The organism is Nocardia sp. NPDC058114, from assembly GCF_042884695.1.
Lineage (GTDB): Bacteria > Actinomycetota > Actinomycetes > Mycobacteriales > Mycobacteriaceae > Nocardia.
Genome location: NZ_JBHVTK010000001.1, coordinates 1,543,897 through 1,561,173 on the forward strand (window position 1 = coordinate 1,543,897; position 17,277 = coordinate 1,561,173).

General features: G+C 68.0%; 9 protein-coding genes and 2 pseudogenes. 3 read left to right on the forward strand and 8 right to left on the reverse strand.

Going from position 1 to position 17,277, the window contains the following annotated elements; all coding sequences use genetic code 11:
* The first annotated feature begins 27 nt into the window (after positions 1-27).
* Positions 28-1,386, forward strand: a complete 1,359-nt coding sequence (locus ACFVVI_RS07205; protein ID WP_387443969.1) for a flavin monoamine oxidase family protein — start codon at positions 28-30, stop codon at positions 1,384-1,386.
* Positions 1,387-1,732: 346 nt separating this feature from the next.
* Here ACFVVI_RS07205 and ACFVVI_RS07210 read toward each other — a convergent pair whose 3' ends face one another.
* From ACFVVI_RS07210 to ACFVVI_RS07230, 5 genes are all read right to left on the reverse strand, one after another.
* The gene (locus ACFVVI_RS07210) at positions 1,733-1,990 is read right to left on the reverse strand and encodes a hypothetical protein (RefSeq protein WP_378987163.1); all 258 of its coding nucleotides are present in this window, start codon (positions 1,988-1,990) and stop codon (positions 1,733-1,735) included.
* Between the two features lie 185 nt (positions 1,991-2,175).
* On the reverse strand, positions 2,176-2,967 hold the full coding sequence (locus ACFVVI_RS07215; RefSeq protein ID WP_387443972.1) for an ABC transporter permease: 792 nt from the start codon (positions 2,965-2,967) through the stop codon (positions 2,176-2,178).
* Positions 2,964-3,776 carry an ABC transporter permease gene (locus ACFVVI_RS07220; protein ID WP_378987156.1) on the reverse strand — a complete coding sequence of 271 codons (813 nt, stop codon included), beginning with the start codon at positions 3,774-3,776 and terminating at the stop codon, positions 2,964-2,966. Before ACFVVI_RS07220 ends, ACFVVI_RS07215 begins: the two co-directional genes overlap by 4 nt.
* Positions 3,773-4,723, reverse strand: a complete 951-nt coding sequence (locus ACFVVI_RS07225) for an ATP-binding cassette domain-containing protein (RefSeq protein WP_378987153.1) — start codon at positions 4,721-4,723, stop codon at positions 3,773-3,775. Before ACFVVI_RS07225 ends, ACFVVI_RS07220 begins: the two co-directional genes overlap by 4 nt.
* Before the next feature lie 86 nt (positions 4,724-4,809).
* The gene (locus tag ACFVVI_RS07230) at positions 4,810-5,487 is read right to left on the reverse strand and encodes a TetR/AcrR family transcriptional regulator (protein ID WP_387443975.1); all 678 of its coding nucleotides are present in this window, start codon (positions 5,485-5,487) and stop codon (positions 4,810-4,812) included.
* Between ACFVVI_RS07230 and ACFVVI_RS07235 the strand changes: the two genes are divergently transcribed.
* The gene (locus tag ACFVVI_RS07235; protein WP_387443977.1) at positions 5,480-7,201 is read left to right on the forward strand and encodes an ABC transporter ATP-binding protein; all 1,722 of its coding nucleotides are present in this window, start codon (positions 5,480-5,482) and stop codon (positions 7,199-7,201) included. The genes ACFVVI_RS07230 and ACFVVI_RS07235 overlap by 8 nt on opposite strands.
* 313 nt (positions 7,202-7,514) lie before the next feature.
* Here the strand turns inward: ACFVVI_RS07235 and ACFVVI_RS07240 are convergent.
* Both ACFVVI_RS07240 and ACFVVI_RS07245 read right to left on the reverse strand, forming a co-directional pair.
* Positions 7,515-13,166: pseudogene (locus tag ACFVVI_RS07240) on the reverse strand (amino acid adenylation domain-containing protein); the annotation flags it as partial.
* Between the two features lie 74 nt (positions 13,167-13,240).
* Positions 13,241-14,182: a methionyl-tRNA formyltransferase gene (locus ACFVVI_RS07245; RefSeq protein WP_387443978.1), complete on the reverse strand. Its 942-nt coding sequence runs from the start codon at positions 14,180-14,182 to the stop codon at positions 13,241-13,243.
* A 182-nt stretch (positions 14,183-14,364) separates the two neighbouring features.
* Between ACFVVI_RS07245 and ACFVVI_RS07250 the strand changes: the two are divergent.
* Positions 14,365-14,544 (forward strand): annotated as a pseudogene (locus tag ACFVVI_RS07250) (methylenetetrahydrofolate reductase); the annotation flags it as partial.
* A 295-nt stretch (positions 14,545-14,839) separates the two neighbouring features.
* Here the strand turns inward: ACFVVI_RS07250 and ACFVVI_RS07255 are convergent.
* Complete coding sequence (locus ACFVVI_RS07255) at positions 14,840-17,128, reverse strand: S8 family serine peptidase (RefSeq protein ID WP_387443980.1); 2,289 nt, start codon at positions 17,126-17,128, stop codon at positions 14,840-14,842.
* Positions 17,129-17,277 lie beyond the last annotated feature (149 nt).

Here is a 17,277-nt window from a genome sequence, read left to right on the forward strand (position 1 = left end):
TCTCGTCCGCCCGGAAAGGCAGACATGATGCACGAGGACTCCACGCGTACTGAGGGCCCCTCCGGTTCGGCTCAGACCACAACGGTGGCTGTGGTCGGGGCAGGGTTGGCGGGACTGACAGCGGCGCGCGCTCTGCACCGGGCAGGTGTCGATGTGCTCGTGCTCGAGGCCGCCGACCGGTTGGGCGGGCGGGCGATGAGCGAAACCACCGCGCTGGGGTCACGCGTGGATCTGGGCGGGCAATGGATCGGCCACCACCATCACCGCATCGCCGCGCTGGCCCGCGAGCTCGGTGCCACCCAGTTCCGCATGCACACCACGCCGCTGCCGACCATCCTCGACGGTGCTCGCCGTGTACCGCTGGGCGCGCCGTCGATGCTGGCGACCGTAGGCCTTCTTCTCGGCCTGGAAGCGTTGTCGCACATCCATCCGCCCCAGCGGTGGGACACCACGACGGTCGCGGACTGGTTGGCCAAGGTGCCCGGGCGCACGCCACGACGACTCCTGGAACTGGCCGCCCTGACCTCGTGGACCGCGGACCTCGACCGGTTGTCGGTGCAGGCGATGATGACGTTGATCCGCCTGCAGGGCGGACTGCGGACCATGCTGTCGACCACCGGTGGCGCGCAGGAGGATCTGCTGGTCGAAGGTGTCGGTACCCTCGTCGATCGCCTTGCCGACGACCTGAGCTCCCGTGTTCGTCTCGGGCACCGGGTCGCCTCGATCGTGGCGGGCGCCGACGGCGTCACCCTCGCTACTACCGAGGGGACGATCCACGCCACCAAAATCGTGGTGACAATTCCGCCACCGTTGCTGGACCGCATCAGGTTCCAGCCGTCCCTGCCGCCCGATCGGGTCGCCGGTGCTACCCGCACCTACATGGGATCGGTCTACAAAGCGATCGCGGTCTTCGACCGGCCGTTCTGGCGAGACCGAGGCACGAATGCGCAGATCATGGTCCTCGGTGCTCCCGGGATCGCGGTGTTCGACACCAGCCCACCCGACGGTCCCGGCCACCTGTGCATGCTGGTAGCCGGCCCGCACGCACGCGCACTCGATCAGCTCGGCGCCGCCTCTCGGCGCGAAACCCTCCTCGGTCCCCTGATTTCCCAGCTCGGCACCGAGGTCCTCGAGCCGGTGAGCTGGCACGAGAAGGCATGGCATCTCGACGACAACGTCGGCGGCGGCTACACCGCACTTCCCGAACCGGGCACCGATGCGCTCATGCCACTGCCGTTCACGCCGGTGGGCGACATCCATTGGGCCGGTACCGAAACCGCAGTCGATCACCCGGGCTACCTCGACGGTGCCATCGAATCCGGCACCCGCGTAGCCCACGAAGTCCTCGACGCCCTCGCGCAGCGAGACCAGCTCACGCCGCGATAGCGAAACCGACGGCAAGCATCCTTCCTCAGCGAGACGACTGAGTGGCGAGTCGGGAGTGGCCGTCGCAAGGATGAATCGGCGATTGTCGAGGTGCTGGGACTCGATGATCAGTCGAGCGCACTTGGAAGGCGTAGTAGGGGAGTGCCTGCCGTGTGGATCAGCCAAGCTCGCGAATTCGGCAACGCGAATCGGGTGTGGCGAGCGACCACGGTGTTGCGGGATCCACCGAAGAACAACGTGACCCGTCGTGGGTTCGGCAGAGTCGTCGCCGACATGAGCCGGCCTCGTCGACATGGCCGCAGTGTCGGTCGTGCGGCACCACCATCTTCAACGAGCTGCTAGCGAGTCAAAACCGGAACCTGCTGTGGCGCATCAGCTTCGGCGAAACATGGACGCGATACGCACCCGCATCGTCCACACCACCGCAGCGATCCGGGCGTTCATCACCGGGTTCGCTGATGCGATACGGAGCCAGGACCCGCACGCGAACCGTCCTGGCCACCGGGTGAATGTCAGCGATGCGGCGCATCGGCAACGCAGGCAGATATGCGATGTGCGCTCGATCTGTACAGGATTCGTTCTGCCGTTTCTTCCTGAAGCCCATTCCCAGAACGAATGGTGATCGAGGCGATCGTCGCGACAGTCGCGGCACACACATGTGGCGGCTACGACGTGGCTGTCGACGGGGTTGTGGTCCTCAGCGGAGGCCAGGGAGAGCCCATGTGTTCCGGGCGTCGCCGGCACGACAGGCAAGGCGACGCGGGTCGAGTGGGGGCCTCGGCGCGTGGTTCAGCGTCGGCGGTATCCGCGAATGGCGAGCGTGCCGAAAACCACGGTCAGCGCCACTGTCCACGCCAGCGCGCGCCACATGGGCGCGGCGACCGGTCCGGATGCCGCCAGCCCGCGCATCACCTCGACCACCGACGACACCGGATTAGCGGCGGCGACGGGCTGAATCCACGAGGGCAGATCCTGGCGGGGGACGAATCCGGTCGACAGGAACGAAGCCACCAGCAGGATCGCGTTGAGCGCTGAACCCACCGCCTCCCCGGATTTGGCGTGGACGGCGATCGCCACCATCATCCAGGCGACCCCGGTACCGAAGATCAGCGGCAGCACGAGGAAGCCGATGACGCCGAGCGTGCCGCCGGTGAAACGGAATCCGAGCAGATAGCCGACTCCGATCACCGCGAGCAGGGTGATCAGGTTGCGCACCGCATCCCCGGCGATGCGCCCGATCAGCGGGGCCGCTCGAGCGATCGGCATCGCCCGTAGCCTGCGGTCGAATCCTGATTGCAGATCGTCGTACGTCGTCATGGCGGTGCCGAGCCCGGCGAACGCGATACCCATCACGGCGAACAGCGGCAGGCTGAAGTTGACGTAGTCGGCCCGGCTTCCGCCGGGAACGACCAGCGAGCCGAACGACATCGTCATCAGCACCAGCAGGATCAGGGGAAAGAATGTCGCCATCATCAGCAGGACGGGGTTGCGCAGCGTCACCCGGATAGCCCGGATGGTGAGTGCCCACCCGTCGATGAGCACATGCGGGCGGGGTCCCGTCGGCGTGCGGGTTTTGTTCACAATGACCTCCGATATGCCCTGGCCGCGAGCGCGACACACACGACGAACCCGCCGCTCAACCACAGCAGAGCGGTCGTGACGGGCCCGGCGAGGGCTGCCTGCGGGTCGGCCAGCGCCCGCAGCGCGTCTGCGGTGCAACTGAGCGGCTGATTGGCGACGAACGGCTGCAACCAGTCCGGGAACGCCTCGGTCGGTGTGAAAGCGTTCGACACGAGCAGGAACGGGAAGAAGATGACATTGGTGATGACCTGGACCGAGTCCACCTTGCCTGCCGCGAAACCGATCGCGATGAACCCGGTGCACACCACCGCAGCGAAAAACAGTGCGACGAGCACGAATCCGATCGATGCGAGTACACCACCACCGAGGTGGAAGCCCATGACGGCACCGGCGGGCAGCAGGACCGCGATCGTCAGCAGCGCACGGGTCAGCTCCGCGCCGACAAGTCCCAGTACCGGGGCGATCGGTGAGACCGCCATGGAGCGGAGCCTGCGGATCATGCCGCCGGTCACGTCCTCGACCGACAGAATGGCCGCCGACATGGCCGTGAACAGCATCGCCTGCAGAATAACCGCGGGCAGCATGTACTGGCCGTAATCACTGCCGATCCGGCGCTCGACCACGGTGCCGAACACGACGTAGAACATCGTGGCGAAGACCAACGGCAGCACCACGGCGCCGATGACAGAGGCGGGGCGTCTGCTCATCAGCCGCAGGTGGCGACCGGCCAGGATCGCGGTGTCGGCTGGCATCGACGGATATGGACGGGTCACCGTGGCAACGGTTTTCGATGTGGCGGTGGTCGTCACGGGGTCTCCTCGGGCTCGCCCGAGACGCTGGGGTGACCGGTCAGGCGGAAGAACACGTCATCGAGAGTGGGGCGGCGCAGGGCGATGTCGTCGACGGCGATCTCGGCCGCATCAAGCTTGCGCACGACATCGACCAGCGTCGCGGCACCCGACGCGGCGACTGCGACGCCGTCGCTCAGCTCGGCGAGCCCGGTCATGTCCGCCAGCGCGGCAGCGATCCGGGGGCGGTCGCCCTCGGCCGCCGTGACGTGGCAGACCGAACCTCCGGCTTGGTCCTTGAGCTCGTCGGCGGTGCCGTCCGCGATGACACGGCCGTGGTCGACCACCACGATCCGGTCGGCCAGTTCGTCTGCCTCGTCCAGGTATTGGGTGGTGAGCAGGATGGTCATGCCGTCGTCGCGCAGGTCCCGGACCACGTCCCACAGCACCGCGCGGCTGCGCGGGTCGAGACCGGTGGTCGGTTCGTCGAGGAAGAGTACTTCCGGTTGGCCGATCAACGATGCCGCGAGGTCGAGCCGTCGCCGCATGCCGCCGGAGAAGGTACCGCTGCGCCGATCGGCGGCCTCGGTGAGATCGAAGCGGACCAGTAGTTCCTCTGCGCGCTCGGCAGCCCGCCGGCGTCCCAGTTTCAGCAGGCGCCCGAACAGGACCAGGTTCTCGCGCGCGGTCAGGTTCTCGTCCAGGGCGACGAACTGCCCGGTCAGGCCGATCACCGACCGGACCGCGCCCGCGTCGGCCACCACATCGTGACCGGCGACTCGCGCGTGACCCGCGTCGGGAACCAGCAGGGTGGTGAGTACATCGATTGTTGTCGTTTTACCCGCCCCGTTCGGTCCGAGCACCCCAGCGATCGTGCCCCGTTCCACCGCGAAACCGAGCCCATCCAGCGCGGTCACCCCGCCGAACCGTTTGACGAGGCCCTCCGCCTCGACCGCATAGTCAACCATGGGAGTTAACTTAACCTAACCTAACTAGAAATAGGTAGGCTGCACCGGTATGCGGCAATCGGACCAACGAGGTGGGGTGGCGGTGGTTACGTCGGCGAGCCAATCGCCTTGCGCAGACTCGTCAGCGCCTGTGTCTGTGCGTGCATGCGACTGGCTGACCCACGGTTGACGTGGTCGACGGCGGCATACAGCAGTGCCCACATCATGTTCAGGATCCACGAGGCGTCGAGCGCCGCGTCGATCGAGCGGTCGTCGCGCCCCCGTTCTATCGCCGCGATCGCGTCGTCGTCGGACAGGCACGACGTGGTCTCGTCGTACACGCCGGATGTGAAGAAGATGACCGTGAGGACATCGCTGAGTTCGAAGTACGCCTGGCACAGCCGCAGGACGGCGTCGAGCCCTGTCCCGTCTGCCAGGCGCGCACGCTTCGCAGCGTCGGCCACGGCCTGCTCGGTGAGCCGCCCGACGGCGGTGATCAGGTCGGATCGTTCGGGAAAGTAGCGGTGCAGCGTCGTACGCCCGACGCGCGCCTTCTCGGCGACTTCCGTCAGCGACGCGTTGGGCGATTTCGCGAACGCCGCCACTGCCGCGTCGAGAATCGCGCGACGGGTGCGTTCGCGGGCACTGGTCTCTTCGACATCCACGGGTGCAGCATAAGCGAGATCCATCCTGGATATTTGCTTTACTAAAATGGAACAATGCTGTTCCATTGAGGGGGTGACGACGATTGCACCTCCGACTGATACCGCTCCAGCGATGACCATGTCGAACCTGGGTGTCCTGATCGGCTATGCCCGACCGCACACACGCACCCTGCTGATCGGACTCGTCCTCGCCCTCGGCAGTTCTGCGACGGTGATGGCGACGCCGATGGTGACCAAGTCGATCCTCGACGCACTCGGCACGGGCGCGTCGATCATGGGCCCGACCGGTGCTCTGTTGGTGCTGCTCGTCATCGGCGCCGCACTCGGGTGGGGTTACTGGATTCTGCTCGGGACTGTCGCCGAGAACATCGTCTTCGACGCACGCACGATGCTCGTAGGACGACTGCTCGGGGCGACGGTTCCGTCGGTGCAGGCGCGTCCCACAGGCGAGTTGGTCACGCGCGTCACGGCAGACACCTTGCTGCTGAAGGAGGCCGCGTCGTCGGCGGTGATCGGCATCATCAACGCCACCTTCCTGACGGTGGGCACCGTGATCTTCATGGGTGTGCTCGACATGATGCTGCTCGGTGTCACTGTGCTGGCGATCGTTGTCGTCGGCATCCTGTTCGGGACGCTCATGCCGCGAATTGCCAAGGCGGACGCGCAAACTCAGGAATCGCTCGGCCGCCTCGGCGGAGTGCTGGAAGGTAGCCTGCGTTCGGTGCGCACGGTCAAGGCGGCACGCGCCGAGCACCGCATCGCCACCTTGATCGGCGCCGACGCGAGCAACGCCCGGACACACGCGATCGAGTCGGTGCGCGTCTCGGCAACGGCATGGACCGTCGCGTGGACCGGCGTGCAGGGCGCCATCATCGCGATTCTGGCCATCGGCGCCTGGCGCGTCGACAACGGTTCGCTGACCGTCTCGACGCTGATCGCGTTCCTGCTGTACGCGTTCACGTTGATGGGACCGATCCAGGAACTGACCACGCACATCACGGCGATGCAGTCGGGTATTGCGGCCGCCATGCGTATCCGGGAGATGGAGACGCTGCACTCCGAAGCGGACGTGGCGCACGAGCCCGCGTCGGCGACGACCACCGAGCCCGACGCCGCCGTGCGCTTCGATGCCGTCACGGTCCGCTATGCACCTGATGCGCCGCACGCGTTGAAGGGATTGACGCTGCGGATTCCCGCGACCGGCCATACCGCCATCGTGGGACCGTCCGGCGCGGGCAAGACCACGGTGTTCTCGGCGATCCTGCGATTCGTCGAACCCGACACCGGGACGATCTCGGTGGGCGGTGTGGCCTACCGGAACCTGACGATGCGGGAAGTTCGCGCGCGTATCGCCTACGTCGAGCAGGAATCCCCTTTGGTGCCGGGCACCTTGGGTGACAACCTGCTGTTCCTGCGGCACAGTGCCACCGACGACGAGGTGGCCGAGGTTCTTCGCATTCTCCGGCTCGACTCGGTCGTCGCGGCCCAGCCGAATGGTCTGGACACCCACGTTCGCGACACCGACCTTTCGGGTGGGCAGCGGCAACGGATCGCGATGGCGCGCGCGATGCTCGGTGACGCCGACGTGCTGCTGCTCGACGAAGCGACGTCGCAGATCGACACCCTGACCGAGGCGGCGATCGTCGAAGCTATCGCCGTGCGGGCGCGCACCCATGCCGTCGTCACGATTGCTCACCGGTTGTCGACCGTGCGGCACGCCGATCGGATCGTCGTGATGGAAGAGGGCAGCGTACGGGCGGTCGGGACGCACGAAGAGTTGATGCGCGCCGACGACCTCTACGCGCGGATGGTCCGTGCCGGTGGATTCGCTTAGGCGCACAGTCTTCCGCGGCGGCGTCGACCACGGCCCGGCCTCCTGCGCCTAGCGGACCTCGGACGGGTCGGCGACCGGGGTCGGGAGCAGACCTGCGGTGATGAAACCGTCGACGTAGCGCTGGAGGACAGCGGCATCGATGGCCGGGCAACGCACACCCGATTGCGCGAGTACCGCTCGGGTGCCGGTGTCGTCGACGATCAGGGCGTCGCCGCCGCCGTTGAGGTAGTTGTCGGCGACGAGCGCGGCGCGCATGAGGTCGGCGTGCTGCGTGATCTGGCCGGCCAATCGCTCGGCGGCATCGGGCCACCGACACGGTGTCGACCGGAAAACCGCTGCGGCGCAGGGTGTTCAGGATGTCTCCGACATTGGTGGGCGCGCTGTTGACCAGATGGTAGATCTCGGTGTTGGGCCGTCGTCCGGTGGCGAGAGTGACCAGCGCCCGTGCCACGTAGTCGACCGGGGCCAAGGTGACGTCGGCGGATTCGATGTCGGGTGCGACCCCGAGGTGAGCGGCCGACCGGATGAGCGTCCAGAACGCGTCATCGGCACTGTTCGCGCCGGTGCTGATCGATCCGGCGACCAGGCCGGGGCGGTGCACCGCGACCGGCAATCCGCGTTCGGCTGCCGCGAGGACCAGCTGCTCGGCCACCCATTTGGTGGCCAGGTACCCATTGCGCGGCACCTGGTCGGCGGTGATCGCGGTGCTCTCGGTGACGATTCCGGTGTGCCTGACACCGACCGCGGCCGACACGGTGGACACGAAATGCAGGGCCTTCACCCGGGTGTCGACCGCCAGCCGCAGGATCTCGACGGTTCCGGCGATATTGGCAGGGCGAAGGGCGGCATAGGATTCCAGATGATTCACGCGGGCGCCGTTGTGGTAGATCACCTCGATCCGCGCGGCCAGCTCGGCCCAGGTATCGGCGGCGAGCCCGAAGCGCGGCGCGGCGAGGTCGCCCGGCACCGGCACGACCCGGTCCGCGAGGCCCTCGGTCCCGAGTCCGTATCGCTGAAGCGTCGTTGCGAGGCGGCGGAGCACGTCGTCGGTGTCCTGGGCGCGGACCAGGCACCAGGCGCGCGAGTCGGTGCGGTCGAGCAGTTCGCGCAACAGATGGATACCGACGAAACCGGTGGCACCGGTCAGAAGCACATCGTCGGCCGAGATCGGTGGCGCCGCAAACGCTTCCGGCACTGTGATCGTGGGGTCGAGGCGCGCGTCGTCGATCAGCATGTCGGTCCAGTGCCCGGCGGCCGCCGCACCGGACTCCGCTGTCACGGCCGCCGTCACCGCCCGCGGCGTCGGCGCTTCGAACAGCATGCGGGGGTCGGCGTCGATGCCGAGGCGGTTCCGCAGTTCCGATCGGAGGGTGAAGACCAGCAGTGAGGTGCCGCCGAGATCGAAGAAGCTGTCGTCGATCGCGACCGAATCTCGTTCCAGCACATCGGCGAACACCTGGGCCACGGCGAGCTCGCGCACGGTCGCCGGCTCACCGCCACCGGCCGCGGCAGCGTCGCTGTCCCGCTCCGGACGCTCGGGCAGAGCGAGCCCGGCCGCGACGGAGCCGGACAACTGCGCGACAGTCGCGTCGGGATGTGCGGCGATCGCTGTCAGGATCTCGAGGAACCGCGCCGCGAACCCGGCCACCGTCGCCGCGTCGTAGAGGTCGGTGGCGTCGCGCAGGCTCGCCGTCAGTCCGCCCGTGCCCGACTGCTCACGCAGCGTCAAGGCCAGGTCGAAATGCGTTGTTTCCCAGGGGATATCGAGGGCGTTCACGGTCAGCCCGCCGAGATCGAGCGTGGGCGAAGGGGGCAGGTTCTCGTAGGAGAACACGGCCTCGAACAGTGGGTGTCTGGTGCTGTCGCGCGGCGGATTCACCGCTTCGACGATGTGATCGAAGGGAACGTCGGCGTTGTCGAGCCCGGCGAGCGCGACCTCCCTGGCGCGCGCTAGCAGCATGGTGAAATGCTCTCGCGGATCGAGGGTCAGGCGCAGTGGCAGGGTGTTCACGAACATGCCGACCAAGCGGTCGAGGGCAGGGTGGCCACGACCCGCGACGGGGGTCCCGACCGTCACGTCCGCGATCCCGGCCAGGTCACCGAGCAGCACGGCGAACGCCGCGTAACCGGCCATGAAGGGCGTCGCGTTGTGCCGGTGAGCCAGCTCGGTCAGTGCCGCGCCGATGTCGGCGCCGATCTCGAAGTCGATCACCGCGCCGGTTCCGCCCGGCCTGCCGGAGCCGGGAACACGGACTCGATCGGTCGGTAGCGGCAGCCGATCGGGCGCGCCGTCCAGCGCCTGCACCCAGTGGGCGAGCTGACGAGCGGCGGTGGACCGCGGATCGTGTCGATCACCGAGGCGTCGATGCTGCCACAGCGTGTAATCGGCGTACTGCAGCGGCAGCGGCTCCCACTGCGGTGGCCGTCCGGCCGCCCGCGCGGTGTACGCCACGGACAGGTCGGCCACGAGCGGACCGTGCGACCAGCCGTCGGCGGCGATGTGATGGGCGACCAGCGCCAGCACGTGGTCGTCGGGACCGAGATTCCACAGCGCCAGCCGGATCGGCGCGTCGGTGGTGACGTCGAAGGGCGCGGCGACCGCCACCGCGAGTTCGGCGTCCAGCCCGGCCCGGTCGAGTGCGTCCGCGATCAGCGGTGCATCGCCCAGCGCCGCGTCTACGGTGAGGATGCGCACCTGCGGCCCGGCGCTGCCGGCGGGATACACCGTGCGCAGCACCTCGTGCCGGTCCACCACATCTCGCACAGCGGCATCGAGCGCCGCCACATCGAGAGATCCCGTCAGGCGCAACGCGATCGGCAAGTGGTACGCCGAGGAATCCCGGTAGAGCTGATTGAGCAGCCACATCCGCAGCTGTGCCGGGGCAGGCGCCAGGTGTTCGGGCCGGGGCACCGGCAGCGGTGCGTCCTCGGCCTGGTCCTCGGCATCCTCGACCCGCAGCGCCAGCGCCGCGACGGTCGGTGCGTCGAAGACGGTGCGGACACCGATGCCGAGGCGCGCCGCGAGTGTGGTCGCGGTGAGCGAGGTCCCGCCGAGTTCGAAGAAGTCGCTCTCGGCCCCGGCGACCTCGACCGCGAGTACCTCGGCGAAAGCCGCCGCCACCGTCCGCTCGGTATCCGTCGAGACGGGCCGGGAACCGTCGTGACCGAACACAGGCGCGGGCAGGCGACGGGTGTCGAGTTTGCCGTTGGGGGTCAGCGGCAAGGTGTCGAGTACCAGGTAGGCGCTCGGCCGCAGATACGCGGGCAGCCGCTCGGCGATCTGGAGCCGCACCCGCTCCACCTCGAGTGGGCCGTCCGGCACCAGGTAGGCCACCAGATGGGTGCCCCGGGAGTCCTGATGTGCGGTGACGGCGGCACGGCCGACACCGGGGAGGCCGGTGAGCGTGGTCTCGATCTCGCCCGGCTCGATGCGGTGACCGCGCACCTTGATCTGGAAGTCGCTGCGGCCGTGGTAGATCAGTTCCGGCTCGGCATCGGCGGTGAGCGTCACCAGGTCGCCGGTGCGGTACACCCGTCCGCCGGGCGGGCCGAACGGATCGGCGACGAATCGGGCCGCGGTCAACGAGTGCCGTCCGTGGTAGCCGCGGGCCAGGGCCGGGCCGCCGAGATAGAGCTCGCCGATGACGCCGGGTGGCACCGGACGCAACCGGGCATCCAGCACCAGCGCGTGAAATCCGCGCAGGGGCGCGCCGATCGTCACCGGCCGGTCCGGCGTCAGCTCCGCGATGGTCGCGATATCGGTGGCCTCGGTGGGGCCGTACCCGTTGCGCATCAACCGGGTTCGCGACCAGGCCGAGACCAGATCGGGTCTGATCGCCTCCCCGCCCACGCCGAGGACACGCAGGTCGGGCAGGGTTTCGGGGTCGAGGGTGGCCAGCACCGCCGGGGTGATGATGGCGTTGGTCACCCGCTCGCGCCGCATGAGTTCGGCCAGGTCCGGTCCGGCCATCACATAGCGCGGGGCCACCACCAGCGTCGCCGCACCGGCCAGTCCGCACAGGATCTCGCCGACCGCCATGTCGAAACCGGGGGAGGCGTGGTGCAGGGTGCGGGCTCCGGGGCGCAACGCATACCGGTCGCGGCGCTCGGCGGCCAGGTTCGCGAGTCCACCGTGGGTCACCAGCACGCCCTTGGGGACACCGGTGGAACCGGAGGTGTAGATGAGGTAGGCGGGGTGCGCGGGCCGGGCGGAGACCGGCTGCCGCAGCTCCGCATCCGGCGCCGCGTCAGGGTCGGCGATCGTCCAGTGCACCGAGTCGGGCAGATCGGTCGGGTGCTCGATGCCGGTGACGCCGAGGGTGGCGCCACAGTCGCCGAGGATGTGGGCGATGCGCTCGGCCGGGTATCCCAGGTCGATCGGCACGAAGCCCGCCCCGGTCTTCGCGATCGCCCAGATCGCGCCGACCGAGGCGGCGCACCGTTCCATGACCATCGCGACCAAGGTCTCGGGGCCGGCGCCCGCGGCCTGCAGCGCACCGGCGAGGCGGTCGGTCCACGCGTCGAATTCCCGGTAGGTCCAGCGCTTCTCGCCGTAGACGACGGCGATGCCGTCCGGGTTCGCCGCGACGGCGGCGGCGATCAGCTCACCCAGTGTGGCCGGTGCACCCGCCGTCGGCCCGCACCAGGGGACGAGCAGGTTCGCCTCGGCGGCGGTGAGGACCGGCAACCGGTCGATCGGAACATCGTCGTCAGCGGCGGCGAACGCCGTCAGGAAGCTGACGAACCGGTCCAGCTGCGTGGTGACCTCGGCCTCGGTGTAGCGGTGACGGTTGGCTTCGAACTCGATCCGCGAGCCGGAACCGGTCACCGGATACACGTTGAGCGCGAGATCCTCGACCGGCCCGGTGGACAGCAGTTCGATGACCCCGCGCGCCGGACCGAGCATCAGCTCGGTGTGGAAGTTCATGATGTTGACCGCCGGTCCGAAACTCAGCGACTCGGCTCGGCGCCCACTGTCGCGGACCATCTCGGCACCGCGATAGCGCTGGTGGCGCAGTGCCCCGCTCAGCTCGGCACGCGCGCCAGCGATGGCGGTGCCGACAGTGTCGCCCGAGCAGCTCAGCGGCACGATATTCGATGTCATGGCGCCGCACGCACGCAACGCGGCGGTGGTGCGCGCAGTGACCGGCAGGCTCAGCGCCACCGAGTCGGTGGCGGTCAGCCTGCCGAGGAACGCGGCGAACGCCGCCACCAGCACGGGCGCGATGCCGGGGAAGTCGGCTCGCGTCCGCAGTCGCTCGACCAGCGATGCCGGCAGCTCGGCGCGGGCGTGGATCGGCAGCGGATCGGGAGAACCGGGTCGCGTCGCGAGGGTGACGGGGGCAGGCAGCCCGGCGAGCTGCTCGCGCCAGTATTCGCGGTCGGTTCCGTAGCGCCGCGAGCCCAGGTAGCTCTCCTCCGCGGCGGTGAGCACAGCCGTCGAATCGACTGCGGCCGAGGGTAGTTCGGTTCCCTCCAGGAGGGCCGTGTAGTGACCGCTCAGCAGGTGCTGCATGCGGACGGCGCCGAACCCGTCGAGCGCCAGGTGATGGGCACGGGTGCAGAGCAGGTGACGCTGCGAGCTCAGTCGCAGGACCGTGGTCACGATGGGTGGATCGGCGATCAGATCGAACGGCGCGCACTGATCGGCCCGCATCCAGGCTCGGGCGGCGGCCTCCGGGTCGGATTCCCCGCTGCAGTCGACCACGGCGATGTGATCGTCGATGCCGTCGTCGTGCACCTGTCCCGGTTGCCCGTCGACGATGGTGAAGCGCACATAGGCGCCCAGATCGCGCGCGGCCAGGTGGGCCGCGCGGCGGTATGCCGCGAGGTCGAGCGGTCCGCGCAGGTCGACGTACTGGGCGATGGTGAGCGGCACCGGTCCGAGCAATTGCTGAGCGAACCACACCTCGCGTTGTGCGGCGGTGAGCGGGCGGACAGCAGGGATCGAACCGTGGGGAATCATGGTGCCTCAGAAGCTGGGAGAGAAGGTGGAAGACAGCGCCCGTGCCGTCGGCCGGGCGCTGCGGAACCGGGAACTCAGGCGGGGGTGTCGGTGAGATAGCCACCGCGAGCGAAGAATTCGGCACCGTCGTGTTCGGTGCCGGCCGCGCTACGGACGCGGGTGATCACCAGCGCGTGGTTGCCACCCCGGTGTGGCTGGGCACCACACACGACCGCGCCGCCACCTTCCTGGACGATCACTCGGCCCGCGGTGCCGCCGTAGCGTGCCTCGGAGATCACCGCGTCGAGAATCTCGACGCGTTCACCGCGGTAGTAGGAGTAGGCGCGCGGATACGGCGCGGACAGCGCCCGCACGAACCGCTCCGAATCGGCCGCGTCCAGCGACCAGTCGACCTGGCTGTCACGATCGGACCGCTTGTGGAAGTAGGTGCGCTCGGCCTTGTTCTGCGGCGTCCACACCGCGGTGCCCTTCTCGAGCGCCACGAGTGCCTCGTGCACCGCCCCGGGAATCAACTCCATGCCGGCGAGAACGAGCTCGGTGCCGGTGGCGCCGGGCGGGATCGGCAGCCGCTTCTGGACCAGGATGTCGCCGGTGTCGAGTTGGGCGTCCATGCGGTGCACCGTGAGGCCGAATTCCTCGGCGCCGCTGATCAGGGCCCACAGCACCGGCGAGAACCCGGTGAATTTCGGCAGCAGCGAATCGTGCAGGTTCAAGGTGCCGTGGGGAGGCATGTTGTACAGCTCCGCGGGCATCCAGGTGTACCAGCTGTTGACAACGATCACATCGGGTTCGGTCTGCTTGACCAGCGCGATGGTCTCGGCGTCGGCACGTTCGGTGAGGTGCACCGGAATGCCGTGTTCCCTGGCCAGTTCCTCGACCGAATCGTTCCAGATCGCCTTGTAGGCGGATTCCGCGGCCGGGTGGGTGACCGCGAGGACCACCTCGTGCTCCGAGTCGATCAGAGCCTGCAGGGTCTTGCGACCCCAGGTTTGGAAACCGAACGACACGATGCGCATGGAACTACCTACCTTCGTCTATGTGTAGGCTTACCTTACATAGATCGGGGTATGTTTGTGTGCGCGGCCGCGACGGCTCTTCCCTGGTGTATCAAGCCCGTGCCTGCACTTGTCTTTGCTCGACGTGCTGGACCTCGATGGACCTGGGTCTGGTGAAGTGCTCAGCAGTGACTCGGCGGCAGGAGGAGAATCGCGCCGCCGTGCGTAGCGAAGGCATCGAGATCGCCACCTAGATGGCGCTACGTCTGATCAGCGAGGGCGCGCCCTGTCTGCACTTCATCACGCTGAACTTCGCCAAGGCGACCAGCGAGGTGCTCACGAACCTCGGCTACGGCGTGACGGCGGCCCCGGTCGGCGCCTAGCCCATCGTCGGGCGCCTGCTCAACGATGCCGGCAAGCAGATGCTCACCGATACCTCGGGCCAATGCGTGGCCGAAACCGTGCTCACCTATGGCTTTCGCGATACTCGGACATGGACCACGACCGGACAGACCATCGCCGATGCACTACTGGCCGATCCCGACTGGTCTGCTCACCTGCGCGCCGACCGAACCGGCGGGCTGCGTGCCCGTCGGCCAGTTCTCGCGGAACGGCGGCGACATCGACCAGCACAGCCTGCACACTGGGAACGCGTCCGAGCGCTCGCCGACCTAGGAATTAGCCAGCTGCCGCGCCGAGGATCGCCAGCGCGTAGGGCTGGGGTCCCTGCGGGACGTTCGAGCCGATGACGTCGATCGTCCACGTACCGACTGTGGGTGAACCGGCTTCGACGACCTCGACGTTGTTGATCGAGTCCATCGTGAATCCGGGGCCCTGCCCGCCGTTTCCGACTCTGGGTGTTCCGTCCGGGCCCCGGACAACGAGATTGAGGTTGTTGACCAACGTCTCGCCGGGAAAGTCGCTGTAGGCGAGCACGATCCGCAACGGAACAGCTGCCGAGGTTACCTCGATTTCGAGGGTGTGGAGTTGTCCCGTCGAGACCTTCCTGCCTTGGCGAACCAGCAGCGTGGACGGTGCTGTCGGGGCAACGACCCCAGTCACGTCGACGCATCCGAAGCCCTGGTGGTTGTCGGCCACGGTGGTTGCGGGCGCTGTGCCCGGCAGGCGACGAGCACCGGCGATCACGACGGCCTTGAGGAGGGCGCCCGACGGCGTTGTGATGGCGTGGTCGCGGCGAAGGTGCTGGCGCAGGAGCGCGAGCGCGCCCGCGGTCAGTGGCGTGGCCATGCTTGTGCCGCCCATGTAAAAGTACTTTGAAGAGCCGGGGAATGGCTTCCAGCCTGTTGCGGTGGGGCTGAGCATCGTCGACTTCGTCGACAGGATCCATGTGCCCGGGGCGACGACGTCGGGTTTGATGCGTCCGTCCGCGGTCGGACCACGGCTGGAGAACGCGACTACCTGATTCGGGTCGTCGGCCATCGGAGCGCTCTTGTACGGCGGTGCCGGGTAGTCGCCTGGCCACCAGGTGCCGTAGCGCTCGCTGTCGAAGGAGCGTCGCAGGTTCTCACTCGCTCCGACGGTCAGGCAGTTCTTCGCGGTGCCGGGCGAGGTGACCGAGCCTAGGTTGATCTCGCCGTCGCCGTCGGAGTCGCTCCCGTCGTTACCCGCGGCGAACAGGATGGCAAACGACGGGTGCTCCCACATGAACTTGTCCACGGCGCGGCATTGGTCGTCGTAGACCCCGGGGTCGCCTCCGCCCCACGAATTGGTGTGGATGCGTGCGCCTTTGTTGAACGCGGGTGTGAACAGGTCGGCGAGGTCCACCGGAATTCCCGCGAGCAGGTAGCGACCGTACTTCGCGACGAACGCGGGGTTCTTCCAGTCCAAGGCTTGCTCGACGGCCTGGAACACCAACTTCGCTTTGGTGGCCAGACCGCGGATCGCCGGTTGCCCCGGCACCGCCGTACTCGCGACGCCGTCGCCGAGCACTGATCCTGTGACGTGGGTGCCGTGGCCGGAGTCGAGGTCGGCCGCTCCGTCATCGCCGCCGGCGTTGTTGATGTAGGGAGCGAACTCCGAGGTGATCGGAAAGCTCATGATTGCTGTGACACGGCCGGCGAAATCGGGGTGCACGGGTGAGGTGGTGCCGGTGTCGAACCCGGTGTCGCACACCGCGATCGTCTCGCCATCACCGTCGAGGGTGGAAACCCCGCCCAGCGTTGCCGCGGTTCCGCGCATGATTGTCGCGGCGACGTCGTTGCTGATCCGATTGATCGGCCGGTTGCGCACCATGCGCACACCGTGGACAGCTGACAGGGCGGCCAATTGCTTGCGCCGAGCGGCATCTGTGCCTTCGGGTGCCTCGACGATGAGCGTGGCCGGGCCGTCGCCGATGATCTTGAGTCCGAGGGTGCGGATCTTCGCCTTGGCGGCGCGTGCGGTGGCCGGTGTGAAGAACTCGACCGTGAGGACGTCGGGGAGCAACTTCGTTCGGGGCAGTGCGGGTTCGGTGGTCACGTCCAGGCGTGCGCGGTCGGGCAGGTGACCAGCCCAGCGCACGTGCGACAACGCGGCGATCGCCGCGATCTGCTCGGCCGTCGCGCGCACGACGAGGGTGAAACCAGCACGGGCATCGACGATCGATCCACCTGCTTGCTCGACGTCTGCGCGCCATTGCGGCTTGATCGGCCCGACGAACTGGACGAGGTAGTGGTGCGGTCCGGCGTCCAGGCGCCGGGTGCGCTGGTAGGCGGGATGAGCCGAAGGCCTTGCTGCGCCGGTGATTCGAGGCAGGTTGGTGTCGATCGCGTCTGTCGCGGTCGGTCCGAGTGGAATCTCGTATTGCGCGGTGATGTCCTCGACGAGGTAGCGCTGGCTCAACTCTCGAGCTTCGGCCTCATTGACCTGCACCAACGCGAACGCGTCGTAGTTAGCTGTCACGGTGTGGTCCCGTGCGAGCGCGGCTTGCTCAGATTTGCTCGCGATCACTTTGAGCGTGCGGTCCATGTCCGACTCCCTCCACGAATGTTGTGTCCGAACCTAAATGACGCTCCCGCTACGCCGCTTCCCCGCTGGAACAGCTCGGCTGGGAACTCTGGCGCGGCCGGTTCGCGCTCCCGCGGCCTGAGGCCCTGCCAACTCAAAGCCCGTTTGCT

Excerpts from the sequence above, each read along its gene's own strand:
- ACFVVI_RS07205 (WP_387443969.1), top strand. The coding sequence starts at position 28 with ATGCACGAGGACTCCACGCGTACTGAGGGCCCCTCCGGTTCGGCTCAG.
- ACFVVI_RS07235 (WP_387443977.1), top strand. The coding sequence starts at position 5,480 with ATGACCATGTCGAACCTGGGTGTCCTGATCGGCTATGCCCGACCGCAC.
- ACFVVI_RS07255 (WP_387443980.1), bottom strand. The coding sequence starts at position 17,128 with ATGGACCGCACGCTCAAAGTGATCGCGAGCAAATCTGAGCAAGCCGCG.
- ACFVVI_RS07230 (WP_387443975.1), bottom strand. The coding sequence starts at position 5,487 with ATGGTCATCGCTGGAGCGGTATCAGTCGGAGGTGCAATCGTCGTCACC.
- ACFVVI_RS07245 (WP_387443978.1), bottom strand. The coding sequence starts at position 14,182 with ATGCGCATCGTGTCGTTCGGTTTCCAAACCTGGGGTCGCAAGACCCTG.
- ACFVVI_RS07225 (WP_378987153.1), bottom strand. The coding sequence starts at position 4,723 with ATGGTTGACTATGCGGTCGAGGCGGAGGGCCTCGTCAAACGGTTCGGC.
- ACFVVI_RS07210 (WP_378987163.1), bottom strand. The coding sequence starts at position 1,990 with ATGGGCTTCAGGAAGAAACGGCAGAACGAATCCTGTACAGATCGAGCG.